20 protein-coding genes are annotated in these 25,535 nt (G+C 54.3%); 11 read left to right on the forward strand and 9 right to left on the reverse strand.

The features are described 5' to 3' along the window. Positions 1-69: 69 nt before the first annotated feature. Complete coding sequence (locus tag R0137_RS13660; RefSeq protein WP_407326959.1) at positions 70-2,658, forward strand: acylase; 2,589 nt, start codon at positions 70-72, stop codon at positions 2,656-2,658. A 47-nt stretch (positions 2,659-2,705) separates the two neighbouring features. On the opposite strand, the gene galE is transcribed toward R0137_RS13660, so the two are convergent. Further along, positions 2,706-3,737, reverse strand: coding sequence for a UDP-glucose 4-epimerase GalE (gene galE, locus R0137_RS13665; protein ID WP_407326960.1), 1,032 nt, complete (start codon positions 3,735-3,737; stop codon positions 2,706-2,708). Between the two features lie 117 nt (positions 3,738-3,854). Between galE and R0137_RS13670 the strand changes: the two genes are divergently transcribed. The 3 genes from R0137_RS13670 (at position 3,855) to R0137_RS13680 (ending at position 8,866) form a co-directional block, all read left to right on the forward strand. After that, the gene (locus tag R0137_RS13670; RefSeq protein WP_407326961.1) at positions 3,855-4,868 is read left to right on the forward strand and encodes an NAD-dependent epimerase; all 1,014 of its coding nucleotides are present in this window, start codon (positions 3,855-3,857) and stop codon (positions 4,866-4,868) included. Between the two features lie 52 nt (positions 4,869-4,920). Continuing rightward, positions 4,921-6,225 (forward strand): UDP-glucose dehydrogenase family protein, encoded by a 1,305-nt coding sequence (locus tag R0137_RS13675; protein ID WP_407326962.1) that lies wholly within the window; start codon positions 4,921-4,923, stop codon positions 6,223-6,225. A 280-nt stretch (positions 6,226-6,505) separates the two neighbouring features. Continuing rightward, the gene (locus tag R0137_RS13680) at positions 6,506-8,866 is read left to right on the forward strand and encodes a putative bifunctional diguanylate cyclase/phosphodiesterase (RefSeq protein ID WP_407326963.1); all 2,361 of its coding nucleotides are present in this window, start codon (positions 6,506-6,508) and stop codon (positions 8,864-8,866) included. Positions 8,867-8,873: 7 nt separating this feature from the next. On the opposite strand, the gene R0137_RS13685 is transcribed toward R0137_RS13680, so the two are convergent. Beyond that, complete coding sequence (locus R0137_RS13685; protein ID WP_407326964.1) at positions 8,874-9,146, reverse strand: DUF3144 domain-containing protein; 273 nt, start codon at positions 9,144-9,146, stop codon at positions 8,874-8,876. 242 nt (positions 9,147-9,388) lie between these two features. Here R0137_RS13685 and R0137_RS13690 point away from each other — a divergent pair, with 242 nt between their 5' ends. Further along, a complete protein-coding gene (locus R0137_RS13690; protein WP_407326965.1) occupies positions 9,389-10,231 on the forward strand; it encodes a surface lipoprotein assembly modifier in 843 nt (280 codons plus the stop codon). 23 nt (positions 10,232-10,254) lie between these two features. Here R0137_RS13690 and R0137_RS13695 read toward each other — a convergent pair whose 3' ends face one another. Beyond that, positions 10,255-12,204 carry a S8 family serine peptidase gene (locus R0137_RS13695; RefSeq protein ID WP_407326966.1) on the reverse strand — a complete coding sequence of 650 codons (1,950 nt, stop codon included), beginning with the start codon at positions 12,202-12,204 and terminating at the stop codon, positions 10,255-10,257. 163 nt (positions 12,205-12,367) lie between these two features. On the opposite strand from R0137_RS13695, the gene R0137_RS13700 reads away from it, so the two are divergent. Beyond that, the gene (locus tag R0137_RS13700) at positions 12,368-12,880 is read left to right on the forward strand and encodes an RNA polymerase sigma factor (protein WP_008296116.1); all 513 of its coding nucleotides are present in this window, start codon (positions 12,368-12,370) and stop codon (positions 12,878-12,880) included. A gap of 74 nt (positions 12,881-12,954) precedes the next feature. Then, a complete protein-coding gene (locus R0137_RS13705; RefSeq protein WP_407326967.1) occupies positions 12,955-13,731 on the forward strand; it encodes an anti-sigma factor family protein in 777 nt (258 codons plus the stop codon). A gap of 505 nt (positions 13,732-14,236) precedes the next feature. Here R0137_RS13705 and R0137_RS13710 read toward each other — a convergent pair. Further along, entirely contained in the window at positions 14,237-14,665 is a 429-nt protein-coding gene (locus tag R0137_RS13710) for a CBS domain-containing protein (RefSeq protein ID WP_407326968.1), read from the reverse strand. Positions 14,666-14,859: 194 nt separating this feature from the next. Here R0137_RS13710 and R0137_RS13715 point away from each other — a divergent pair, with 194 nt between their 5' ends. The 3 genes from R0137_RS13715 to R0137_RS13725 all read left to right on the forward strand — a co-directional run bounded on the left by R0137_RS13715 (position 14,860) and on the right by R0137_RS13725 (position 17,924). Beyond that, positions 14,860-15,687 carry an SDR family oxidoreductase gene (locus tag R0137_RS13715; protein WP_407326969.1) on the forward strand — a complete coding sequence of 276 codons (828 nt, stop codon included), beginning with the start codon at positions 14,860-14,862 and terminating at the stop codon, positions 15,685-15,687. An 8-nt stretch (positions 15,688-15,695) separates the two neighbouring features. After that, positions 15,696-16,379, forward strand: coding sequence for a hypothetical protein (locus tag R0137_RS13720; RefSeq protein ID WP_407326970.1), 684 nt, complete (start codon positions 15,696-15,698; stop codon positions 16,377-16,379). A 78-nt stretch (positions 16,380-16,457) separates the two neighbouring features. Beyond that, positions 16,458-17,924, forward strand: coding sequence for an amidase family protein (locus R0137_RS13725; RefSeq protein WP_407326971.1), 1,467 nt, complete (start codon positions 16,458-16,460; stop codon positions 17,922-17,924). A gap of 4 nt (positions 17,925-17,928) precedes the next feature. On the opposite strand, the gene R0137_RS13730 is transcribed toward R0137_RS13725, so the two are convergent. Together R0137_RS13730 and R0137_RS13735 are read right to left on the reverse strand one after the other, a co-directional pair. Further along, on the reverse strand, positions 17,929-19,095 hold the full coding sequence (locus tag R0137_RS13730) for a hypothetical protein (RefSeq protein ID WP_407326972.1): 1,167 nt from the start codon (positions 19,093-19,095) through the stop codon (positions 17,929-17,931). After that, complete coding sequence (locus R0137_RS13735; protein WP_407326973.1) at positions 19,088-19,990, reverse strand: isopenicillin N synthase family dioxygenase; 903 nt, start codon at positions 19,988-19,990, stop codon at positions 19,088-19,090. Before R0137_RS13735 ends, R0137_RS13730 begins: the two co-directional genes overlap by 8 nt. Before the next feature lie 204 nt (positions 19,991-20,194). On the opposite strand from R0137_RS13735, the gene R0137_RS13740 reads away from it, so the two are divergent. Further along, positions 20,195-21,109 (forward strand): DUF547 domain-containing protein, encoded by a 915-nt coding sequence (locus R0137_RS13740; RefSeq protein ID WP_407326974.1) that lies wholly within the window; start codon positions 20,195-20,197, stop codon positions 21,107-21,109. A gap of 40 nt (positions 21,110-21,149) precedes the next feature. Here the strand turns inward: R0137_RS13740 and R0137_RS13745 are convergent, their stop codons facing one another. The 3 genes from R0137_RS13745 to R0137_RS13755 are packed head-to-tail and all read right to left on the reverse strand — an operon-like array spanning position 21,150 to position 25,507. Beyond that, the gene (locus R0137_RS13745) at positions 21,150-22,337 is read right to left on the reverse strand and encodes an MFS transporter (RefSeq protein WP_407326975.1); all 1,188 of its coding nucleotides are present in this window, start codon (positions 22,335-22,337) and stop codon (positions 21,150-21,152) included. Beyond that, the gene (locus R0137_RS13750; RefSeq protein ID WP_407326976.1) at positions 22,321-23,367 is read right to left on the reverse strand and encodes an adenosine deaminase; all 1,047 of its coding nucleotides are present in this window, start codon (positions 23,365-23,367) and stop codon (positions 22,321-22,323) included. The genes R0137_RS13745 and R0137_RS13750 overlap by 17 nt, the downstream gene beginning before the upstream one ends. Continuing rightward, complete coding sequence (locus tag R0137_RS13755) at positions 23,345-25,507, reverse strand: nucleoside hydrolase (RefSeq protein WP_407326977.1); 2,163 nt, start codon at positions 25,505-25,507, stop codon at positions 23,345-23,347. Before R0137_RS13755 ends, R0137_RS13750 begins: the two co-directional genes overlap by 23 nt. Positions 25,508-25,535: the final 28 nt, after the last annotated feature.

The following is a 25,535-nucleotide window of genomic DNA, read 5'->3' on the forward strand; positions in this document are numbered from 1 at the left end:
TGCAGAATGGACACACTATAAGAACATCGTCACCTACTATAATAAAACAACTTGGAGACCTTCATACTCATGCGACCAACCGTCGGTAGACTTACTCCGTTATTTACGAAATATTGTGACCGCTATTCTCCCACTATCAGTGCCAAAGTACTCACCTTTGCTTTTACCCCCCTGCTTTTCACTAGTTCAGCTTTCGCCGACATAGATCAGCCTGATCTCTCCGATCTTCTTGAGCACGCGCAAACCATGCAGGGCGATCAATTTGATGCCCAGGCGTTTGAGGCCCTTTCAAAGCGTATTGAGTCACTGCCTTACGACGCCCAGCAGAGACAGGTCTTTGACTGGGTCGAATCCCACAACTCCTACGAAGTAACTGTCCGGAAAGGGCCCTACGGTGTGCCTCACATACAAGCCGCTGACTATGGTGCCCTAGGCTATGGGGAGGCTTACGCCGCGGCGGAAGACCATGTTTGCAATATGGCGCTCAGCTTAGTTCAAGCCAGAGGAGAGAGTGCTCGCTATCTCGGCGCCGGCGCCAATCAGAGCAACATCGCCAAAGATGCCGTAGTCCGTGGCCTGAATCTTCGCGGTCAAGCACAGGAAGCCTTCGCTGCCCAAGATAGTGAAGTTCAAGCCTGGCTGGCGGGCTATACCTCAGGCTATAACCGCTACATTCGAGAACATAAAGGCGCTCGAAACAGCTCCTGGTGCAGTGGCGCGACCTGGGTACGCGAAGTATCACCCATGGACTTGATGACGCGCATGGTAATGGTCGCTCAAACGCTTCCGCGTATGAGTGGCGCTATCGCGGCCGTAAAGCCTCCGGAAGATGAAGATGTGGTCGCGGCAAACTCGGATACAAAGTTGCAATTAGCGGCCCTGGATGCCGCGTCGCTGGAGGGGATGGGATCAAACGGCTGGGCGCTCGGCAGTGAGTACACAGAAAACGGCCGGGGCATGCTCCTCGCAAACCCGCACTATCCCTGGTATGGCGAGAGTAGATTTTGGGAGAAGCATCTAACCATTCCTGGCAAACTCGATATCTACGGAGCGCAGTTGCTAGGCAGTCCAGGCGTGTCCATAGGGTTTAACAAAGCTCTGGGGTGGACGCATACCGTGTCTGCTAGCCAACGTCTGGTACTTTATCGCCTAGAGCTCGATTCCACTAACCCTCTACGCTATCGCTATGGAGCAGAGTGGCGTGATATCGATGCCCGTACTGTCAGCATTCCCGTCGTCGATGATTCTGGCGTCGTGAAGGCGCATTCACATACGATCTATGTCAGTGAACACGGTCCGATTCTTACCATGCCGGGCATGGCTTGGGACAAGAAGTATGCCTACGCTGCCAGAGACGCGAATGTAGGCAACCACTCCCTTTTGGCGCAGTGGAAAGCGATGGGCGAAGCCACCGACCTGGACGAGTTCATCGATGCCCACCGTACTTACAATGCTATGCCTTGGGTAAACACCATAGCGACAAGCGCCGACGGCCGGGCTTTGTATCTCGATAACTCCACCGTGGGCAATATTAGCGATGAATCTCAAGCAACGTGGAGAGCTTCGCTTAAGGGTGACCCTCTCGCCGCACAGCTTTATGGCGGCAGGCGTATGGTGCTTCTCAATGGCAGCGACCCTAAGAACACCTGGCTAGACGAGTCATCAACGCCTATATCAGGAACCGTTCCCTTCGATAAACGTCCGCGCATTGAACGGAAAGACTACGTCTTTAATTCGAATGACAGCTATTGGCTTAGCAGCCCGAGAGAGCCCCTCACCGGGTATTCCATTCTCTACGGACCGACAGAGTCAGCCCGTTCACTACGCACGAGGATGAATATTCGCATGCTGGAAAATGAGTACGGCGATGCCGGCGATGACGGGCGTTTCACCATCCACGAGATACAGCGGGCACTGTTTTCCAACCGGGGGCTAACCGCTGAAATATTGCTGCCTAGCCTAGTCTCCGCCTGCCGAAACGAAGGCGAAGAACTGGATGAGGCCTGTGACGTGCTAGAGGCCTATGACGGCAGCCTGAACCTCGATAGCCCGGGTGCGCCACTTTTCCGTGAATGGATAACACGCTACGACCGACTCGATACCGTGAACAGCGGCAAGCTTTTCAAAGACAGCTTTGATGTAACGCGGCCGGCAACAACTCCCGCTGGTTTAGCGGAAAGTGAACAAGCCATTCAGTCATTACGGGACGCGGTCGCCGTAGTAGGAGAAGCCGGGCTGCCACTGGACGCCAGCTTGCGAGACGTTCAATTTGCCTGGCGGGCAGGCGAAGCTATCGCGGTGCACGGCGGTAACGGCTTTGAGGGTGTTGCTAACCTACAGATGTCAGGCAACCCGTCAGCGTCGCCGATTGCAGGGGTTAAAGCTACAAAGGTCGCGGATAGCCGTTACCTCACCGACAACGGGTACGCCGTGGTTCACGGTAGTAGCTTTATTTACACCCTTAGTTTTGACGATGAAGGTCCGGTCGCAGAAGCGCTGCTGTCCTATAGTCAATCGGGCAACCCTCACAGTTCTCACTTTGCTGATCAGACTTCGTTGTACGCGGATAAGAAATGGCGCGAGGTGGCATTCCACCCTGACGATGTCGCAGACAACGTAAGGAGTATTCGTGTGCTGCGCAGCAGCGACGACCGCTAGCGGTCGACCGAGCTCCCCCTCACATCGCTGTTAACTCAACGAAGTGATTATTCGTTGAAGCCATTGGGGTTTTGCGACTGCCAACGCCAAGCGTCTTCGCACATACGCTGGACGCCAAAACGCGCTTCCCAGCCAAGTTGCGCTTTAGCGTAGCCAGGATCGGCATAGCACTGGGCAACGTCGCCAGTCCGGCGATCGACAATCTCATAGGGCACTTTACGACCGCTTGCAGCTTCAAAAGCGCTTACCAACTCTAGAACGCTATAGCCTGTGCCAGTGCCTAGGTTGACGATCAGCGGATCGCCCGATGGGCGACTCGCCAGTGCTTCAAGGGCACTGACGTGCCCCTCCGCCAAATCAACAACATGTATATAGTCCCTAACGCCGGTACCGTCGCGAGTGTCGTAGTCACCACCAAAGACACTGAGTTTCTCTCGACGCCCCACCGCTACCTGCGCAACAAAAGGCATGAGATTGTTAGGCTTCCCTGAGGGATCCTCACCGATCAAACCACTTTCATGGGCGCCGACAGGATTAAAGTAACGCAGGAGCGCTATTTTCCACGTGGGATCCGACACCGCCAAGTCCATCAGAATATCTTCAACAATGAGCTTGCTGCGGCCATAGGGGTTTGTCGCGCTACGCGGGAATTCCTCGGTGATAGGCACAGAAGCCGGATCTCCATAGACCGTCGCCGATGAGCTAAACACCAACTTAGACACAGAGGCCGCCTTCATCGCCGCTAACAGCGACAAGGTTCCCGTGACGTTATTGTCGTAGTAATGCAGTGGCATCTCTACGGACTCTCCCACCGCCTTAAGCCCCGCAAAATGCACCACCGCGTCCGGACGTGTCTGTTCTAACACGCGCTGCGTTGCGGACTCGTCACGGATATCCGCCTCATGAAGCTCCGGTCGATAGCCGAGAATTTTCTCCAGACGCTCGAGAACAACGCTGGAGCTATTACAGAAGTTATCGAGGAGACTTACCCGGTAGCCGGCGGTGCTGAAAGCCACGCAGCTGTGAGACCCTATATAACCGGCACCGCCAGTGAGTAGTACGTGTTTGGAACCAGCCATTCCAATATTCCTGTTGGCCAAATCCTTACGCTACCAGTCGCAGAAGCAGCTGAACAGGTACTGAGTCACAAGCTGGTGTTTGCTACCATGCGTCGTTAATCACAGGAGTATTTATAGATGCGCGTTCTAGTTACCGGCGCGGCCGGTTTTATTGGTTTTCATTTAAGTCACCGTTTGCTCAATGAGGGTCACGAAATTGTCGGTCTGGACAACCTCAACGACTATTACTCGGTACAGCTAAAACAGGATCGATTGGCACAGCTTCAAGCCCGGGAGGGATTTACCTTCGCACACCTCGATCTGGAGAACCGCCAGGAGATGGAAACGCTCTTTGAAGACCATCACCTCGATGCTGTTATCAATCTGGCTGCCCAGGCCGGTGTTCGCTACTCTTTGGAAAATCCCCGCGCCTATATAAGCAGCAATATCGACGGTTTTATGAATATCCTCGAATGCTGTCGACACGCAAATACATCGCATCTCATTTACGCATCCAGCAGTTCTGTGTACGGGATGAACACACGAATGCCTTTCTCGGTTCATGACAATGTAGACCACCCTGTCTCGCTATACGCAGCGACAAAGAAGTCTAATGAGCTCATGGCCCACACCTATTCTCATCTCTATGGTTTGCGTACTACAGGCCTGCGCTTTTTTACCGTCTACGGTCCCTGGGGGCGCCCTGACATGGCGCTATTCTTATTCACCAAAGCGATTCTTTCGGGAGAACCCATAAAGGTCTTTAACCAGGGACAAATGCGCAGAGACTTCACCTACATCGACGACATCGTTGAAGGCATCACGCGCCTGCTGGGAAAGCCCGCGGAATCTAACCCTCAGTGGGACTCAGCATTGCCAGATCCTGGCAGCAGTTCGGCTCCCTACCGCCTGTTTAACATTGGTAATAATCAGCCCGTACCTCTGATGGATTTTATATCCGCCATCGAATTAGCATTGGGACAAGAGGCACAAAAAGAGTTTTTACCCCTTCAGGCAGGAGATGTTCCTGCCACATACGCAGATATCGAGGCGCTCGCCGATTATGTCGGTTATCGACCAGGGACAAATATCCAGCAGGGAATTCAAAATTTTGTGGACTGGTACCGCGACTACTACAGACAGCCTGCCTGAGGTCGGATAACCTGACGTTTTACCCTTTTCAGATACAAGGATCGGTTAGTCAATGAATGTTGTGATGATTGGAGCGGGCTATGTAGGCCTTGTATCCGGCGCCTGCTTTGCGGAGTTTGGTGCAAGCGTAACCTGCGTCGATAAACAGGAAGACCGGATAACGGCCCTTCAGCAAGGTAAAATTCCAATCTATGAACCAGGACTTGATGAACTGGTGCGTAAGAATGCCGAGGCGGGCCGACTGTCCTTTACCACCGATGTGGCGGGTAGTGTTGCCAAGGCTGATCTCATATTCATTGCCGTCGGGACTCCTACTCGACGCGGTGACGGCCACGCGGACCTCAAATATGTCTATGCTGCTGCAGAAGAGATCGCGGTCAATCTGCAGGACTACACGGTCATTGTCGATAAATCTACGGTCCCGGTGGGTACCGCGAGAGAAGTAGCACGAGTCATACGCAAAACGAACCCCGACGCCGACTTTGATGTTGCCTCGAATCCGGAGTTTCTCCGCGAAGGGTCAGCTATCAGCGACTTTATGCGTCCCGACCGAGTTGTTCTAGGTGTAGAGTCAGAGCGCGCTGAAAACCGGCTTCGAGAGCTCTACCGTCCCTTGAATCTAATCGAAGCTCCCCTGCTGATTACCGGACTGGAAAGCGCCGAACTCATCAAGTACGCGGCAAATGCCTTCCTTGCCACCAAAATCAGCTTTATTAATGAAATGAGCCAGCTCTGCGAAAAAACCGGAGCTGATGTGAACGCCGTCGCCAAAGGCATGGGCATGGACAAACGTATTGGTAACAAGTTTCTGCATGCCGGCCCCGGTTACGGCGGCTCATGCTTTCCAAAGGATACTCTTGCACTGAACCGTATGGCTCAGGAGTATGGCGTGGGCAGCCGCATCGTCGAAGCGGTTGTAGAAGTGAACGCCTCGCAAAAAGCGCGGATGGTGTCGAAGATTCGCGAAGCACTTGGCGGGTCTGAGGCGGACAAACGTATTGCAGTGCTCGGGCTTACATTTAAGCCCGAAACCGATGATATGCGCGACGCCCCGGCACTGGCCATCCTGCCAGCACTCATTGATCGTGGCGCGACTATTTGCGCCCATGATCCGGAGGGCATGGAAGAAGCGCGTCCCCTGCTTCCAGATGATGTGGAGTACGCCGAGAATATTGAAGCGGCCGTGAAAGACGCTGACGCGGTGGTGCTAATGACCGAATGGAATCAATACCGCGGACTCAACCTCAATGAGCTTAGCAAAGCCATGCGCGGTGACGTATTCATCGATCTTCGCAACGTATACGAGCGCGGTCTGATGGAGCGTGCTGGGCTGCAATACACGAGCGTAGGGCGGTAAACTCTAACCGGTACACGTGTATCGGCCGACTCAGAAAACCCTGATTCATAGGAATAAACGCTCTAGCCTCGACTTTCGATGCGTGATAGCTTCACCCTATACATTGTCATGGGCGCAGGGACCGCTAGGCGATGAGGAAGCTAATCAATGTCGACTCGGTCGTTGGATCAATCGCCGCAACCGTTAGTGTCGACAACCCCGATAAACTGTCCCGGAACTTGGGGTTCACTATGCACTGCCATAGCCAACTAAACAGCCGACAAAACGCTGTACGCCTGTCGTGAGTATCGCCGCGAAGATCAATGCCCTCATCGCGCTGCTCGCTGTGCTCGCGGGTCTGTCCCTGACACTTTTTGTAGGGCAACGAGACTACAGCTATCAGCGAGACGCGTTGATTCTCTCTGTATCCAGTCTAGTGGGGAGTCAGCCTCATCTGCAGCTAACCGCTTACTACCGAGAACCTGCAGACGTCCAACGAACACTTGATGAGTTCCTCAATCTGTCGCTGGCGGTAAAACGCACGGTGCTTTACGACGGACAGGGGGAGGTTATTGGGGAACAGAGTCTCCCTTGGGCCAGCGGCAGCACTCTGCCAAGGTTCATCGATCTACGTAAAGATCTATCTCCGATGGCACGGGGTAAGGTCACACTTGCCGGCGGCCCCGTGCCCGCTGATTTGGAACTTCTGAGTAAACTGACTCTCGGGGAAAAGACAACGTCCCTCACTTTGCCGATTATTTCAGTGGTTGACCCCACCAAGAAAAACCTCGGCCGCGAGGACTTTGCTGCCGCACTGGCCTACCCAGAGCTGGTAAGTAGCGTTTACGTTATTGGCTATATCGGCGTCGAAGTCAGTAACACGGTCCTGTGGAGTCTCACACTGCCGACCGTGGCTCTGTCCGCCGGTATCGGCCTTGCGGTGTTGTTTGTCTTTTGGTTACTCACGCGCATCATCACTCGCCGCATCACGGCTCCCCTGGGGATGCTCGCGCGGGTCGCCGACGACATCGCCGCGGGAAAGCAAAGTGAACCGCTGTCTATTCGGGGTAGTGGCGAGATTCGGGATATTTCTGAGGTTCTTAACGGAATCATCACGGGACTGCATACCTACACGCGACAAATGGATGCGGACCGCAAAATGCTCAGTATGAAAGTCGATGAGCGGACGGAGCAGCTCAGCCGCCGGAAAGAGGAGCTGGATTCCGCTGAGCAGAAAGTGACGGAAACCCGCAGCAAGCTGCGCCACGCCGCTTACTTCGACAACCTCACATCACTTCCCAACAGAAAACTGTTTACCGAGCAGTTAACCTTACTGCTGCGCCTTGCTCAACGGGGCAGCCAAAATGTCGGCCTCCTCCATGTCAATATTGACAACTTCAAACGCATTAATGACTCACTGGGCTCTGCCGCGGGCGATCAGCTGCTGCGCGAGGTATCCGAGCGGCTGGCAGCGGGTGTGAGAGACAGTGACGTACTTCATCGCCGTTCGGATGACGACCACTCAGTGATGGATCTATCTCGCCTCGGAGGCGACGAATTCACGGTGGTGCTCAACCACATAGAAAGTATCGATATGGCCAAGCGAGTCGCGGGCCGCCTCGCCAGCGCCATCGCCGAACCCTTTGTCATCGACCGACAGGAAATCATCGTTACATCCAGTATAGGCATTGCTATCGCCCCGGATCATGCTTCGGATGTGGAAACGCTCCTGCGCGCAGCAGACACCGCTATGGTGAACGCCAAAAAACGCGGAAGGAGTCGTGTCGTCGTCTACGATGATTCGATGGAGAGTGCGAATCGCGAACGACTCCAGCTGGAGAATGATTTACGTCGCGCCGTAGAGCTAGACCAACTGCTGCTCCATTACCAACCTCAGGTAAACGCCCGCAGCGGTGAGGTGAGTGGTGCAGAGTCTCTGGTACGCTGGAATCACCCCGACCAAGGGCTCATCCCGCCCTTTAAGTGGATCCCCATAGCAGAAGAACTGGGACTCATTGAAGACGTCGGCGAGTGGGTTTTACGCAGGGCCTGCGCGGACTTAGTAGAGTTGCGAGCCAGCGGGCATAGTATTCCCAAAGTATCCGTGAACGTCTCGGCGCTGCAGTTCCACGACGAGTTTGTTGATACGGTGCGATCTGCCCTCGCAGACTCTGGATTACCCCCTGATTCTCTCGAGATAGAACTGACTGAGGGCATCATGGTCAGTAATCAGGAAAGCGTTGTATCCATGGTGCAGAGCCTAAAGAATCTGGGGATCAGGCTATCAATAGATGACTTTGGTACGGGCTATTCGTCCTTGAGCTACCTCACTCGTTTCCCGCTGGATGAGTTGAAAATCGATCGCAGCTTTGTCCTTGGACTCGCAAAGGGGAAACAAAATGCAGAGCTTGTGAGAGCCATTATCGCCATGGCGAAGAGCCTTGGCCTTGAGATAGTCGTCGAAGGCGTGGAGCGCATGGAAGAACTTGAATTCTTCCTCGCGCAGGATGTGGAGGTTATTCAGGGGTTCCTGTTCAGCCAGCCAGTAACCGTGACACAACTTCGTGGGTTGCTATCACCTCACCACTTCCGCCGCCAGCTAGAGCGACTCAATGGCAGCGCAAGCAAAGATGACGACGGAATTCAGCTCGAAGAGGCGTGAAATCGCGTTAGCTCTCTGCCCTCTTTCGATCGTCTTCCGCTTTCTTTAAAGCTTGTATGTTGGTCAAATTTTGCTTGTAAGCATCTACAACTTTATCGACACCCGAGGGGTTCAATCCGCCGCTATTGCCCGTAACGGAATACGTTGCGTAGATCGCGGACGCAGTCATAAGAGACCAGGATACAACGTTCACAGGAACGCCCTCATCCTTCATAGTATTGGCAAGATCAATGAAACGCTGCATGCAATCATCATGTTGTTGTGTTTGGTCGTCGCTCACAAAGACTCCTTAATCGTGGTAAAGGTGAAAGGCCGCGGAGTTTATCACTGGATCGCAAACACAGACAGCAAAGCATTGGCAGTCTTGAGCCGCAGCTGCCCTTTGATTAGTCTGCGACCCCAACTTTGCCCCTGAGCCTTTACGTGTTGTTCCCACGGAGAAACCGACTCACCAGCTTACCGATCGCCGTTGCGTGCGCGTGCTTATCGTGCGTCTCTGTAGCTCAAGACTCGGAATCCACCGTGAGTAAAACCCGCTGGAGCGCAGAATTTGGTTTGGGGGGCGAGTACGACACCAACGTCTCTGTGGATGAGGTCGATTTATCCAGCGGACAGAGCGATTACGCGGCGATCCTTGATTTGGAACTCGGTGTTAAGCACGAGTTCAGTGAGAAAACTGAGGCCTCGCTGAATTACGATGTCAGTAAGAGCAGTTATCAAGAGTTTTCAGCGGTTGATCGACTAACACACATTCTTGGCGCAGATATCAACACCGATCTGGGTAGCAGTAATGCCTCACTTTCCGCTTACTACATTGATTCACGGCTGGACGGCGATGCATTCTTAAAATACACACGCATCTCCCCTTCTCTCTCGGGCTTTTTTTCGCAGCGTTGGTTTGCTCGCGGTGCTTACGTCTACTCCGAGCGTTCCATAGACAATCGCTCTCAACGGGATGCTGAAACACAGACGGGTGAAATCGATTTTTATTACTTCCATCGTGGCTTACGTAGTTACTTCAACGTGGGTTATCGCTATAGGGATGAGGACGCCGTCGCCGACGAACTTGACTTCGACGCTCACTCGCTAAAACTACGCTACATCCGGCGCTTTGACGCGGGAGAGCGAAAGATCAAGGTGGAGGCAGCACTACGCTACGAAGTGCGAGACTACAGCTCGGATGAACCAACGATTGGCGAACCTCGGAATGACGATCGAACGAGAGTGAAGCTGGATTTGGAGGTTCCACTGACCAAGCGGCTTAACTGGCAGTGGTACTTAAGCTATGGCGACTACGTTTCCAACTTACCCCGCGCCGATTTTACGCAAACAATTCTCGGAACGCGCCTGCAGTACAGTTGGTAGGGCTATTCGCAAACAATCTGCGATCAGAGGCTACCGAGAGTCAGTAAACCATAGCCATAGATGGTATCCCGTCCAGGGGGACCAAGATCCATAGCGCTTTCCAGCAGCATAGTAATGATGTCGGACTCGGGGCTCAATCGGCTCAAACGTGCCGCGGCAGTCACCGCAAAAGGCACGGCGAAGGACGTTCCTGAAGACGCGGCATAGCCTCCACCCGGCTGCGCGTGGCGTAGATCAACACCGGGCGCTGCAAGCGCCAGATAATCTCCTCGATTAGCAAGACGGAAAACCTGTTGCGCAGAATCGACCGCGGTCACCGCTACGACGCTGTCGTAGGCAGCCGGGTACATAGGACGAGCAACCGGCCCACCGTTGCCCGCCGCAGCCATGACCACCATATCTTGGCTAGATGCCCGATCAAGGGCTCTCTCCAACAAACGATTCGGAGGACCTGCAAGACTGATATTGACCACGTCGACTCCGGATGAAATCAGCCAATCCAACGCGCGTATGAGACTGACCGTGCTCGCGATCTCTCCGCGCTTTCCGTCAAGCTCAAAAACCGAAGCCGCATACACTTCTGCATTAGGTGCCAGACCGCGATACTCGGGAGAATTAGCCGCGATGATGGATGCGATTGCCGTTCCATGGAATTCCGGTGCTTCCGCCCCAGGCCTCGCAAAAGATCTGGTAGTAATGCTGGACTGCGCGAGTGCCGGGTGCTCTGTATCTACCCGGCTGTCGATCATTCCCACGCGAAGATCGAGCTCATCCAGGTCCGCTGGAAACGCCATAGCCGCTCGAGGCATAACGCCGCTGCCCGCGACCATTTCTGGCACTCCTGCGGTGTAGATGTGGTTCAGATCCACTTCTGCTCGGTCCTTGCCCACGACGTCCAGAACGCCATCACGAACCTGAGTTATGTCAAAGGTTGATGGCGCCGCGACCTCGGCAAGCCTAAGGCCCAGTCCCGGTAGCTCGGTTACGGTGTCAAAAAGGTAGCCCCGCGAAGTCAGTTCCTCGAACACTACGGGTTCTGCCATGACCAGCCACTGTTCTTTCAATATGCGGGCTTCATCGACCTCTAGGTCGCTTTCCAAATCATCCAGAATTTCGTCTATTTCTGTTTCGAGGCGACCCTCAATGGCGAGAACAACCCTCTGCTCAATGTCGTCCTCTACCGATGACTCAAGCTGAGTCTCGAGAGATTCCTCGACGCTGTCTTCAACTTCTCCGGCGACCGCGTCTGCGACTGTCTCTTCAACTGTCGCCTCTACTGACTCAGCCACCGCTTCTTCAACAGACGCCTCTACCGTGGACTCCACGGAGGCTTCCAGGCTTTCTTCGACAGAAGCCTCAACATCGGCCTCAACGCTGCTTTCAACATTGCTTTCGACGCTGGCAACCAGTTCGTTCTCTACTGCCTCTTCGACGCTGTCCTCTACGCTCGCAGCGACGGCCTCTTCGACACTGCCCTCAACACCGTCTTCTACGGAGCTCTCTACGGCCTCCGCTACGCCTATTTCTACCGAAGACTCAACTGACTCCTCTACTCGCTCTTCCACGGTCTGCGCCACGGTGTCGTCGATAGTGCCTTCGATAGTTGCGTCTACGGTTTGCTCGATGGTTTCTTCAATATTGTCTTCGATGTTCTCCTGAATATTCAGTTCAGTTGCTATTTCAACAGAGTCTTCGACATTCTCTTCGACACGCTTCTCCAGCTGCTGCTCGATGCGTTCCTCTACCTCTTGCTCCGTTGGATCAGGCCCTAAAAAGCCCCCTACAGGCAGCTGTGCCGATACGGTGAGCGGAAACGACAAAATACCGGCGGCGGCACAACCGAAAAGAATTCCTGCTCGACGACCGCCGATCAGGGACGGAATCAGGGCAAGATTGCGCGGTTCGCTGGGCGACAAGCCTCTCTCAAACTGCTTAAGCGGCGTCGATGAAGAAAAAATAGTCAATAAATTCATGGCGTTACCAAAATTTTGGGTGGAAGATCTCTTATTGGCATTGCATCTCTGTATGCCGGACTCCCGCTTCCTTATACTGACGATCTAACGCGCCTTTTAGTCCATTGTAAAAAAGTGGGAATAAAGCGCACTCGTAAGCGTCTTAGATTCTAGCAGGGAATGAATGACGTCGCTCAGTGATCGACAACTAGGCAAGCGGCAACGCCAGGAACTCATGGCGGAGCTGAAAGGCCTCAAAAGGTTCTGCCTGTCATTGACAGGCAGTGACGCGGACGCGGATGACTTACTTCAATGCACCGTTGAGCGCCTTTTGGAACGCGGCATTCCTGACGATGCGCATACGGCACGCTGGGCGTATCGGGTATGTAAAAACCTCTGGATCGACGAGTTACGGTCACGGGAGGTTAGAACACGCCACGCGAATACCGTGGCACAGACAGGTGAGGCAAGAGAGCTCTCTCCGTCTGCAGAAACACAATCCGCAGGGGAGCGAAGCCTTGCGGCGGTGAACGAGGCTATGGCCAAGTTACCTGAAGAACAAAGAATGGCCCTGACGCTTGTGGCGGTTGAGGGTAAGAGTTACGCGGAAGCAGCAGAGATTCTGGATGTGCCTATCGGCACCATCATGAGTCGAATTGCTCGAGCGAGGAAGCAACTACTGCCGGCTCTGGATTAACAACGAAGAGACTAAAAGAGTAGTAGTGCGACGAACGACAACATGGGTGAAAACATAGCATGAAGGACATAGGCATGAGCGAGGCATTGAGCGAGCAGGATATAGAACTGCTATCACAGTACCTTGATAGCGAGCTTGAGCCATCGCTGTCCCGAGCGCTTGAGAGCAGGCTGCACTCGGAGGTCGCGTTGCAGGCGGGGCTGGTGCGCATGCAGGAACTCAATCAGCGGCTACGAGACGCCTTCGGCGAACGAGATGACGTTCCAGATGCTGTCGCCGACCTGCTCAGCAATGAAACCTCCACTGACGGTAGCGATGGTCTCATGGGTAGCGCTACTGTCTTGAGCTTTCCCGGACGCTCAAGTGCCGCAACCACAAGCACACGTCCCGCTTGGATGTACGCTGCGGCCGCGTCTTTTGTTGGCGCCATCGCACTGAGCATGATCGTGAACACAGGCAACCAGGGTTCGCAAAGCGGCCTTCCCGGAAATGACGGTTTCGTCACTGCAGCGCTCGATAACGTTCCCTCCGGCGACGGCTGGGCCTCTTTAGAGGACGGTCGCGAAATTCAACCTGTTTTGAGCTTTCCTCATGAAGACGGGCGTTGGTGCCGTGAGTATTTACTCCGAGGTGGAGCCTCCGACTGGCGGGCTGTAGCCTGCCGTGAAGATGATCGCTGGGTCACTCAGGCGGCTGGTCTCGAGTCCTATCTTGAGTCTGCTGATGCCTATCGCCCTGCCGGAGCTGCTGATTCAGCTCCCGTGGCGAGCTTTATCAGCCAACATGCCGGCGATATCGCCCTTGGTCGCGAAGCTGAAGCCGCCATGATCGAAGGTAACTGGCAGAACTAAAAGGCTACGTACGGGCATAGTCCTACCCCGCCCACCGCACACTCCTTCGCTGCGAAAGCCCAAAGCCTGATCTGTCTGACCAGGTGCAAAACAATAACGTTAATTTTTTGAAACCTCTCAGGGTGATCCTCTCGCGTCGGGTGCTTTTTAAACGACCCAACTGTCATCGGTAGTTGCGTCTACCTAGCTCAGCAAACTCATGACGATTGCGCGGCAACATTCGGCAACAAAACATTGAGCACAAGTGTATTACACACCAAAACAGCTGCGTTAAAAGGAAGTAAAACACAGGAACATGAAGAAAGAAGTAGAGGAAAGGTTTGAGAAAGCGAATAAAAAAATAAGGGGTTGAGGCTGGTGCCGCGGGCCACAATGCGATCCTATGTTGAATCGCTATCGCTCCCAATATACCCGTCGGCACCACCTCGAATGGGGTGTTTCACTCCACCACTGCTAAGGTAACGATGACTACGACGGGTTTATTCCCACTAATTTCGTTTTTTTCTTACACGCCTTTGGAATTCACTCGCCGACGCGAGTTTTCCATCAACGCCCAAAGCACGTTGCTTGAACTCACCTGCCCAACCAGACGGCCATTCTCAATAACCGGGCGGCGACGCTGGCGCGTGGCAAGCATATCGGCTGCGACCTCGACAATGGAATCGCCAGGAGTACAACTCACAATACTACTGGTCATGGCATCCTGTACCAGCGCATGCTCAGGATCTCCGTCGTTGTAAATGGCGTTCAACACCGATTGGATACAATCCAGTTCCGACAGGACTCCCACAGGGTTACCGTCATCATCAACTACGGTAACTCCCGTCAGCTTGTATTCGACCAGTGTCTCCACGGCCTGCACAAGATTGGAGTTGCAGTTGATCGTCAAAGGGTTGCGGCGCATACAATCTTTGATGGTATTCGGTGCTGGCATAGTCAAAACTCGTTTCATGAGGATTATTGTTAAAGTGATGCTGGTAAAACATCACGGCGCCGCCCTACGGTAACTCTTGTTTTTAAGCAGGTCCACGCCAAAGCGACTATCAAGATGCTCGAGGTTGGTGTTTCGCGTTATCCTTGAACGCAAGTTTTCGTATCATCACACTCAGCATTTTTCGGAGTAAACCCATGTACCCAGGGATTCAATTTAGTGACAAGGTTGTATGGATCACCGGTGCCTCATCTGGCATTGGTGAAGCCCTCGCTGTTCGGATGGCAACACGCGGCAGTCACCTTGTGCTCTCAGCGCGCAATGAAGCCGAGTTGCAAAGAGTCGCCACTCTTTGCCGCAACGGCGGCGCGGGTGACGTCGTGGTCTTGCCACTAGACGTCTCAAACTACAGCTCTATGGAGCCGGCTGCGCAACAGGTTCTTGCGCACTTCGGGAAGATTGATTTGCTGATTAACAATGCAGGAGTATCTCAACGCTCTTTTTGCGTGGACACCGACTTCGATGTCTATCGGCAAATGATGGATGTTAATGTCCTCGGACAGATTGCCCTGACCCAAGCTGTACTGCCAGCGATGGTTGCCCGCGGAGAGGGACACATCTCGGTCACAGCCAGCGTGGCGGGCAAAGTCGGCGCCCCCTTACGCACCGGCTACTGCGCGGCAAAACATGCGGTGATGGGGTTCTTTGATGCCTTGCGCACCGAAATCGCAGCGGACGGCCTGCAGGTAACGACGATCACCCCCGGATTCATTCAAACCAACGTATCCAAAAACGCGCTGAGAGGCGACGGCAAACCTACGGGCACTACGGACGACAACATTGCGGGCGGGATGAGCGTGGATGACTGCGCCGACGTAATAATCGCGGGATTTGAATCGGGTGAACCCGAGATTGCTGTGGGAAGTGGCCCAGAGATGGGCCTATTGCAGTTGAAGCGCGATAACCCGGTCGCGGCATTTCAGGCATTGGAGCAAATGGCAACACAGATTCGCCAAACGCCCTGAACACTGATATGACATCCCTGAGTCGGCGCTTTTTTACCGCCCTTCTCTTGGTGTCAATGCTCGAAGGCTGCGGAGGTTATGAAGTCAAAAATCTCGCAAAATCCGACATTGACCTCGTCACTGATGAGTTTATTGGTGAAACGCGGCTTCTTGTCAGAGAGCTCATGGGGAAATTTTACGCCCGTAATCCTGATCAACTGCTTCGGGGATCCCTAGCGAATGTCGAAGATCGGCTGCGTCAGCTGTCAGATACCCCTGGCCCCCTATCCTTCGAAGAGCTCTCTTACGCTCAGGAAATAGCCGCTCTCGAACTGGTGTTTCAGGAAAGTTTCACGGGCGACCGAGTGTTTGCGTTGACTGTGGGCTTGGGCGGCATGTTACGCCATGCCTATGGATACAATAGTGAGTCCTTTATGTTTGATTCTCTGGATTCGCAGGCCCTGAGTACGAGTGCGCGGAATATCGAGATCTTGCTCTGGCGACTCAAGAACAATCGCAAGCCAAACGGTGAACCTTTTTTGATATCGAGTGAGTATCGCGGCAGAACGGACAACCTTAGCTTCGAACGAATATTCGGTAAGCTCATTGCACTTCAGGACATGATGTCCCGTATTGCTGGGGACGCAGGCGACCGTCGAGTGACAAAGGTCGTGCACACCGCAACATCAGTATTTATCCCTTTACCGATTTGAACATGCTCACTAGAGCGGTTTACAGTGACCACCAACAAACTTTGAACGCCCAGCGGCCCCGAGGACTCGCCCCGAATCATGAACTCAATTCAAACTGCTTTCCGACGCGGCCTAATCGCCAGCGGACTTACCCTGCTTATGTCGGGCCATAGCGTCATGGGCGCCCCAGACGATGGCCCGGTGCAAACCCGCATTGCGGCAGCGATTGCGGATATTGAAAAACGCGATGAGCAGTATCGCGCGGTGATCGCTATCGACCCCGAAGCCACAGCCGTGGCGCGTATGCTGGACCTTCAGCGCAAAGCGCCGGGCCCCATGCATGGCGAACCCGTTCTGCTCAAAGATAATATTGAATCAAGGAGTCAGCCGACCACCGCAGGCTCCCTCGCCCTTGCGCAAAACGAAACCGAGCGGGACGCGCCCTTAGTCGCCAAATTGAGACGAGCAGGCGCTGTCATCCTCGGAAAAGCCAACTTGAGCGAATGGGCGAATTTTCGTTCGGAGTTTTCCAGCTCGGGCTGGAGTGGAGTTGGCGGTCAGACACGAAACGCCCACGACCCGGCAAGAACGCCCTGCGGCTCCAGCTCAGGCTCAGCAGTGGCGGTGGCTCTTGGCTACGTCGACGTCGCCATCGGAACCGAAACTTCAGGCTCCGTCGTCTGTCCAGCCGCAATAAATGGCGTAGTTGGCTTTAAACCCACCCACGGCCTTGTCTCCGGTGAGGGTATCGTGCCCATTGCAAGCACCCAAGATACTGCGGGACCCATAGCCAATAGCGTCGCGTTGGCTTCTCGCACCCTCGCGATAATCAGCGACGAAACACATGAGAACAGTGCAACGATTCGTGAGGGGCTGATGTCCTTGAATGCGGTGTCTGATCTGTCGGGCCTGCGTATAGGCGTTTTTGCGCGCACCCAGAACTTTGATCCCCGCCGTGACGCGGAACTTGAAACAGTACTGAAGGTCCTCCGCGATCAGGGAGTGACGTTGATTCCCGAGCTGGATATCGATCCCTACGAAGGCTATGGGCAGGACTCCTATGACGTCTTGCTCTACGAGTTTCGCCGCGACCTTAACGCCTATCTCGCGTCCCTACCGAATGCGCTTAGTGAAATGACTCTGGCATCGCTTATCGCCTTCAACGAAGAACATGCAAAAGATGAGCTCAAGCGCTTTGACCAGTCCATATTTCTCAAAGCACAGAATCTTCCGGACACGGAAGATGAGTACAAAGAAAAACGTTTAGCCACCCAGAAAGCGATGCGTGAAAACGGCCTTGATCAACTCTTCGCAGAGCACCAACTCGACGCTTTAGTGGGTATCACCGTCGGCCCCGCGTGGATGATCGACTGGGTCAATGGCGACGCGTTTTTTGGGTCCGGTATGGCAGGACAAGCCGCCGTGGCTGGGAACCCTCACATCACCTTGCCATTGGGGAAAATTGCCCACCTCCCACTCGGGATATCGCTAGTCGGGGAACGGTGGGAAGATCACAAACTGGCCGCGATCGCAGCGCAGCTAGAAAAAGCCCACGCAGAACGTTAATCGCCTAGGTCCTTGAGGATGTCGCCGGCCAAAGCAAGGCGGTACACAGCAGCATCCCAAAAGCCGTTGCGCTGGCGAGGGCCTCCAGCCCTCTGAGCTCCACCACCTGCCCCGCTACGATCGCAGCCCAGGCAAAGCCGCTGGTAATCAACGGGGCTGCGATGCCTGCCCAGCGACCGTCGGAATCAAGGGAGCCCGCCAGGGCAAGTAAGATAGGAAAGTTAAACTGCAAAGCGAATACCGCGGGTATCAAACCAAGAATAAATTCTGTGGAGCTTTGCGCGTGAACCACGATCCACCACCCGACAGCACAGGACACGAATGCTCCTAGCAATGGAAATCGAGGACCAAAGCGCCCGCTACACCAGCCGCCGAGTTGGCAAGCCAAAGCTGACAAGAGCAGCAGCAAACCGATTTGCGAGCCAGCGTCCTCGTACCCCATACCCAGACGCGCGGCAATGCTAAACATAAAGGCAAAACCCAAACCGCTGCAGGTTACGAACAGCATACCCATGGAAATCACCGCGACAGGTCGCAGGCCAAGTTCTAATGGCTCCAACGGATGGTCATGGTGAGACATCAATGCAGGACTCTCTTGGTACGCAGCGATAACAAGGGCGTATATCAAGGCGACAACCGCCGCGAAGCCGTATCCACCTGTGACCCCTGCGGCAGCAACGGCGGCACCTGCCCCCGCCACCATCACTGACATCAGCGCGACAGCAGACATATCAATAAAACCAAAACTCTGATCCGGAGCATCACTTACCGCCACCAAACGAGACGTAGCCGCCATCAGAGCACCGACGCAAAACCCTGCGGCAAACTGAAGGCTGAGCAAGAGTAAAAGCTGTTCAAAAAAGCGAGCGCTGAGTAACTCGATGACTACTAGACAGCCACCAAACGTGAGAGCAAGATGCCTTAGCGACGCCCGTGGCGGGCGAAAGAAAAACAGCAGTGAAGACAAAGCAATTCCAATAAAAGGCGCCGCTACGACCACGCCGGCCATGGCCGCCCCCCAGCTTGATTCTTCCAAGAGGCGCGTCATCAACACTGGCTTCAGCGCACTGAACAGCGTCGACATACCAAAGGCAGCTGCACCGGCCATGAGAAGTCCCGGATGCGAAAACAAACCCGGTGCACGCACGGGAGCATTCCCAGCGTCAGGCATGATGTGTAGCTTCTATCTTCGCCTGAACGTGTTCACCAGCCGTGATGGGCGGAAAACTCGCAGACTCGCCGTCGGCAAGGCAGGAGGCCAAAGCTTCCACCAAAGTGTCGCTGTCCGGATCTACGAACAAGGCGACCGAGTATCGTTCGACACTCTGCTCCTGCGGTAGCACGCGATGCCAGGTTGAGCGATACCGACCATTGCTCCAGCGCTCCAGTAAATCACCAGAGTTTATGACTATCGCGTCAGGCCGCGGCGGCACATCATGCCATTCACCATTCTCGGACTGTACTTGCAGCCCGCCAACCGCATCCTGAAACAGCAGTGTCAGCATGCCATAGTCCGTATGCGCCCCAGCGCCCATCTGCTCGGCACTGACCATCGAAGGAGGTACCGCGGGGTAATGAAGCAGCCGCAAAGTGATGTTCTCCCCGTTGTGAAGATCAACGAAGTAATTCGATGGCATCTCAAGGGCCAGAGCCAGCAGACGCTGAAGTCGCTGCGCCGCCGCCAGGGCCTCTCGAAAAAAGATGGATACAGATTCACTAAATTCATGGCTCGGCCAACGATCAGCTCCGACTGGTTCCGCGAGGAGGTTGCGCATTGTGAATGTTTCTTTGAGATCAGCCGGGCGACTCGGGTCGAGACTCTCTTGTCCCAGTCCTTGATAGCCAAAGTTCTCGCTCGCAGCAGCATAAGCACAGCGCTGCTTTAACTCATCTGATCCCTCAAAAAACTGCCGGGCAGTTTCAAAAAGTTCTCGAATACGAGCGGGACTCACACCTAAGTTACGCACCGCCATAAACCCCACACTACGAAGTGCAGCATCAATGTCCCGTGCAACCTCTGAATCCGAACGCTTCGCCGGGTCACAATCAATAACAGGTACTTCCACGAATACTCCTTCCAGGTCCCTTAAACCCCGAATCATGAGGTCTAAACGATGGCGTCAAGGCGATGTCACGCTAGCGTGCGTTGCGGATTCCTGAGAACCCTCCAAGAATGTTTAAAACTACCGTATTTATTTTACGCGAATATAGAACCAAGTCCGTAAAACACGATCAGACCCAGTCAGTAAACAAGATAAGTGCAGACCTATATGTCAAAAAACACAAAACACGCCGCTAAGCCAACGCGGGAGTTCAGGCTCTGCTGGGAGTCTCGAAAGAAAGCGCTACTATTTGCGACGGTGTTTCTAGCATTTTGCAGCTTCCAAGCGGCGGCTCAATCACCCTCTACAGCGACAACCACAGCGCAAACGTCTATGACCGCGTCAACGCTTGGAGCATCCAATCGCTGGACATCGTTACTCCAAGCTTGTGTGCGTGCTGTGGACAATGGTCACAGCACCGCCGTGGACTACGACTGTTTCAAAACTCGTCAAGACGAGCTGGATAGCTACCTAGAGAAGCTCGCCTCCGTTAGTGAAGCGACACTCCTTAGCCAGGACGCCAACACTCAGCTGGCGTTCCTGATCAACGCCTACAACGCCTGGACGGTAAAGCTCATTCTCAATAACTGGCCCGGCGTGGAATCCATTCGTGATCTCGGCAGCCTTTTGCGCTCCCCCTGGAAAAAGGCTTTTATTCCTCTCTTGGGAGACACAGTGAGTCTCGATGATATCGAACACGGCATGATCAGAGAGGATGGTCGGTTTGACGATCCCCGGATTCACTTTGCTGTGAACTGCGCAAGCGTCGGTTGCCCTGCACTCCGGCGGGAAGCTTATCGAGGCGCGGATATTGATCGACAACTCGAGGAACAAACCGAGAGCTTTCTGGCCGATCCCAGTCGTAACCGTTTACGTGGTGACGAACTAGAAGTGTCGTCCATCTTCAAGTGGTACCGAGGTGATTTTGAGAAGGAGTGGCGCGGGAGCACTACCCTTGAGCAATTCCTCGCGCGCTACTCCAGCTCTCTCAAGCTAACTACTCAACAGGCCTCAGAACTCAGCAGCGGCAACATGGATCTCGAGTTTATCGACTACGATTGGCGTCTGAATAGCTCGCCGTAGCGGGATTGTTATCTCGGCCCTGAGAGTTACGCCTTGAGACCTAGCTCTCGGGCAAAGAAGGCAGCAACGGCAGAATGAGTAACGACATACCACCTAACACGCTGGCGGCGAGCGCCGCAGGCCACAAACCACTGGCGACAAAGGGTGAAATCAGCGCAGTCGCAGCTGCGGTTATGAGCATGACGTAAAGAATGACTAGCGCGGAGGCTCTTGCGTCGTCTCCGTCAGAGGCCTGCAAAGAGCAATAGAATCCCGGCGGGCCCCGAAAACCAAAGCCCATGTTAAAGGGTAAAAATAACAGCCAAATAACCCAGGGCTCCCGCCCGCCAAGGAAGCCGTAGCTCAACATTGCGATGCTTCCTAACAAGGCGAGAATACTTCCCGCGTAGATCGTCCGTTCGGCACCAAAGCGGCGGACTAGGCGACTCGATAAGTTTGCTGCAACGATGTACGTCGAAATACCCAAGAGTTGCATAACGATGAACTGCTTTATGTCGCCCCCAAAGGCAACCACATACACCGTGGGCATGGCGAAGACAAAGGCCAACAAGGATCCGAGACTAAAACCCTGACTAAGCGCATACCGCTGGAACACAGGATTTCGTATCAGCAGCCAGTAGCCCATCCGCGAAGGATTGCCAGGCACCGCCGGAATATAGCGTTTTGAAAGTAAGACCAAGACACTGAGAAGCACGGCTAACACCGCGGTCACCCAAAAAGATGCAGACCACCCGTAGGAGCTCAGCAACCACACACCAATGATGGGCGCTATAGCAGGCGCAAGCGACTCTATGCTGCCCAATGCCCCCAGCGCTCTGAGAGCCCCCTGCTCGTCAAACAATGCCCTGACCATGCCCGGAGTCACCACGGCAGCGCAGGACGCCGCAACGCCCTGAAGAAAGCGCAGCGCTATAAGCAACTCGAGGCTTGTCGCTGTCGCCGCCGCCGCCGACAACAGCCCGTAGGCCAACAATGAACTCGCCAGCATTCTACGGTGATCAACAAATGACCCAAGTTCACCGAATAGCAACAATCCGATACCGGTTCCTGCGGCGAAGGTTGCGAGAACGAACTGCGCCTGCGCTATCGTTCCGCCAAGAGACTCTGGGAGGCCAGGTACTGCGGGAAGAACAAGATCAGTGCCAGCGAGTCCCAGTACGGTGCAGCAAACCAGTAGACCTGCAACACCGATAGCTCTGAAACTTCGGGACTCAGGGGTTGCGCGCAAGGTATTCCTTGAGTTGCTCGTCGAGGGCCATTTTGGCTTCGCTGGGCAAATACGCCGCCTCGAATCCGTTGCGCACGAGGACCAGAGCTTGCTCCCGAGTCATACCCAAATCCGACTCCAAGGCTGCAAAATTCTCTAAAAGGTCGCCTCCGAAGTAAGCGGGATCGTCAGAGTTCACGGTGACGCAAAGGCCTCGCTCAAGTAGCTCCAGAATTCGATGCTCCGACATTTCGTCATAAACACAAAGACGCACGTTAGATAGAGGGCATACCGTTAAGGGCACACGATTGGCCGCAAGATGATCCAGCAAGCCCTCGTCTTCGACGGCACGGACGCCATGATCGATACGACTCACCGACAAGAGTTCTAGGGCATCGCGTATGAAACTTGCCGGCCCCTCCTCTCCTGCGTGCGCAGTCAGTTCGTAACCTCGATTTTTCGCTTCGCGATAGAGCGTTTGGAAATTCGCGGGAGGGAAGTCTTTTTCGGCACTTGCTAAACCGATAGCACAGAAGTGCTTCCGATAGAGATCCGCAGCCTCCAACATGGCGATACAATCCGCCTCGGGCAAATGCCTCAGGAAACTGAGAATCAACTGAACCGATTGGCCCCAGCCCTCGTGGGCCTCGACAATTGCGCGATCAAATCCTGCTAACACAACAGATAGATCTACGCCCTGAGGGAGGTACGTCTGGGGCTCCACCATGATTTCACAGTGTACTATTTTCTGCTGTCGGCAAACGTCAAGATAGTCCTTCATTAACAGATAGAAGTCTTCGGCATCGCGCAGTACCGATGCTCCCAGATAGTACAAATCCAGAAAACTTTGGAGATCACTGAAATTGTAAGCCGCCTCCACCTCTTCTACAGAGGTATAAGGCAAGTCGACGCCGTGCTTAGCCGCTAGTTGTAGCAATCGAGGCGCGCGCAAACTACCGTCGAGATGCAGATGCAGCTCCGCCTTGGGCATTTCCGCAAGCCACTGCGTTACGGGGCCGAACTGCTGCTCAATCACCTTTTGAACCTCCATTCATCTCGCTTACCGGCTCTGTGCTTGAAGGCCCTGTTAAAGTGTCCACAAATAATCGGAACGCGGCCTCGGCATCCGTATCTCGACAGAAGAGCGTGTTTTTATCGCCGTCTCTTTGCTCAATCACACCAGCACTTACGGCCGCAAAATGCCGTCGTGGCGTGCCCTCCCAGTTATTCTCGGGCATTGTTTTATCTGAGGTGGGCCACCAAGGCTCATCTGTTTCTTCGTAGCTTGCCGCCAAGCCCAGCATCTCGCCCTCGCAGAAGCGATCGCGATCAATAACGGCAAGTGCCGCCAACACGTCCCAGAAGTAGTACTCACCAGAATCGATAAACCAGTCATTTGCATCAAGCACCGCATCCCAAAAAGCTGCTGCGGGATTATCGACGCGCGTTTTGAAATTTGCGGCGAACTCCGTAGTGACTTTGACGTGATTGGTGACATCCAGGCCCACAAGCTCGATTTGGAGATCGGAGCGCAATACCTTATCGGCCGCCAACGCATCCACGTAGATGTTCCACTCTGCTCGCGTATTGGGATTGTCGTCAGTAAAACCCGGCACAATGATATTGCCGGGGGCATCCAAAGAGCCCCCCATAACCACTAACCGGTCGGACTTCTCTTGGTCGCCCGGGTAGCGCTCGAGCCACTGGGCAATGTTTGTCAGTGGGCCCGTAGCAAGAATAGTGACCGGAGTCTCAGCCGAGGCAAGAACGTCATGTAAAAGCTCCACACCATGGCGCGTATCGGGATCTCTCAAGCTCGGTGTGATGGTAACTCCCGACAGAGTATCCATATCTTTTTGCCACTGAACAGGGAACACAAAATACCCATCCAGCGGATACTCGTCTCCACAAGAAACCGGTATCTGGTTATGAGGATTGACTAAATCAAGCAGCGCCAAGGCATTGCGCGTACCCGGCTCGCAATGCGCTTCACCACTGGCTGATACCGTTACCGCTAAAAGTTCAATACCAGGATGCCGGGCAAGAAACAGCAACGCGGCCCAGTCATCGATCGCCATGTCCGTATCGAAAACGACGGGAACACGCGCCTGAGCCTGAGGCATAGTACTTTCGTAGTTATCCCAGCCTGTAATCAAGGCATCAACCACTGGCTGCCCCACACGCTGAGCAGATTCCAAGGCGCCCAATCCGCCATCTGGATAATCCGCAGTGGTGCTCCAAGCTGCGCTCCTTCCCCGGGGTGGCATGGTGTAGTTACTAGCGGTGCGCAAAATCAAGACTCGATTTGGGTCGACGCGATCAGCACGCCCTAAGCGATGCAGCGCGGTTAGGGTGCCCGAATCTTCCATGTTCGACGTCATGAACTCGGCGGACTCGCCTGCATATACGCGCAACCAATCATTGGCCCACTCATTGAGTTTGACTCCATGCCAATATGTGCTCGCAGAAAGGGTATCGCCCCGCGTCACAAATGGGGGACGTTGCGCCAGCGGGTAGTTGATAAACTCAGCTCGAAAGGCCTGCATGGCCGGCGTGTCTAACAACGGCGTATTGCGAGTGAGCTGATACGCCCATTCGCTCAATCCGGCATTTAGAGAGAAGCTGATCGTGTCTAAAGTCCACCCCGTAGACACATCCTGCGGACCATCCGCAGGCTCTGATGCGCCCAAAGGAATAAAACCGTAGGGCCACTCATCTGGAATCTCTCTCGCATCGATTTCGTAGACGAGGTCACCATCCACCACGGCGTTTGCCCACGCAGCGGAACCCAGGGACAGATCTTCAGGGTCTCCGCCAGCGATACCCGCAATGAGCCAGTAAGCCTTGCTCAAATCAAAGCGCTCATCCAGGCCCAAAGCCATAGTCGAGGCTGTCGCGTTGGGAATGCCCCCGCCAAGACACGCCACCAGCAAACCGTTCTCGCCGTAGTACAGTGAATACTCACCTAAGGTGAAGGGCATCTCCTTTAATCCGGGATTACGCTCCAACCAGAGTTGCAGCTCTCCGGGCTTATCCCCTGTTGGCTCGCCGTTCTCGAACATACTGAGCACAACAACTTTGACGGGTAACGGATCGTCAGCCATGGCGGGCTTTGCAAAAACCCCAAGAAGCAGAACCAGCGATGTCATTGCTGCGCGGGAGAAGGCACTGCGAAAACTAACGGCAATCATTCAATCAACCTCAAACTGTAGAATCAGC

It is taken from the genome of Congregibacter brevis, assembly GCF_045689245.1.
In the GTDB taxonomy this organism is placed as follows: Bacteria; Pseudomonadota; Gammaproteobacteria; order Pseudomonadales; family Halieaceae; genus Congregibacter; species Congregibacter brevis.

Bases quoted from the DNA above. Each gene is read 5' to 3' on its own strand.
- R0137_RS13660 (WP_407326959.1), top strand. From the start codon at position 70: ATGCGACCAACCGTCGGTAGACTTACTCCGTTATTTACGAAATATTGT.
- galE (WP_407326960.1), bottom strand. From the start codon at position 3,737: ATGGCTGGTTCCAAACACGTACTACTCACTGGCGGTGCCGGTTATATA.
- R0137_RS13670 (WP_407326961.1), top strand. From the start codon at position 3,855: ATGCGCGTTCTAGTTACCGGCGCGGCCGGTTTTATTGGTTTTCATTTA.
- R0137_RS13675 (WP_407326962.1), top strand. From the start codon at position 4,921: ATGAATGTTGTGATGATTGGAGCGGGCTATGTAGGCCTTGTATCCGGC.
- R0137_RS13695 (WP_407326966.1), bottom strand. From the start codon at position 12,204: ATGAATTTATTGACTATTTTTTCTTCATCGACGCCGCTTAAGCAGTTT.
- R0137_RS13700 (WP_008296116.1), top strand. From the start codon at position 12,368: ATGACGTCGCTCAGTGATCGACAACTAGGCAAGCGGCAACGCCAGGAA.
- R0137_RS13705 (WP_407326967.1), top strand. From the start codon at position 12,955: ATGAGCGAGGCATTGAGCGAGCAGGATATAGAACTGCTATCACAGTAC.
- R0137_RS13710 (WP_407326968.1), bottom strand. From the start codon at position 14,665: ATGCCAGCACCGAATACCATCAAAGATTGTATGCGCCGCAACCCTTTG.
- R0137_RS13715 (WP_407326969.1), top strand. From the start codon at position 14,860: ATGTACCCAGGGATTCAATTTAGTGACAAGGTTGTATGGATCACCGGT.
- R0137_RS13720 (WP_407326970.1), top strand. From the start codon at position 15,696: ATGACATCCCTGAGTCGGCGCTTTTTTACCGCCCTTCTCTTGGTGTCA.
- R0137_RS13725 (WP_407326971.1), top strand. From the start codon at position 16,458: ATGAACTCAATTCAAACTGCTTTCCGACGCGGCCTAATCGCCAGCGGA.
- R0137_RS13730 (WP_407326972.1), bottom strand. From the start codon at position 19,095: ATGCCTGACGCTGGGAATGCTCCCGTGCGTGCACCGGGTTTGTTTTCG.
- R0137_RS13740 (WP_407326974.1), top strand. From the start codon at position 20,195: ATGTCAAAAAACACAAAACACGCCGCTAAGCCAACGCGGGAGTTCAGG.
- R0137_RS13750 (WP_407326976.1), bottom strand. From the start codon at position 23,367: ATGGAGGTTCAAAAGGTGATTGAGCAGCAGTTCGGCCCCGTAACGCAG.
- R0137_RS13755 (WP_407326977.1), bottom strand. From the start codon at position 25,507: ATGATTGCCGTTAGTTTTCGCAGTGCCTTCTCCCGCGCAGCAATGACA.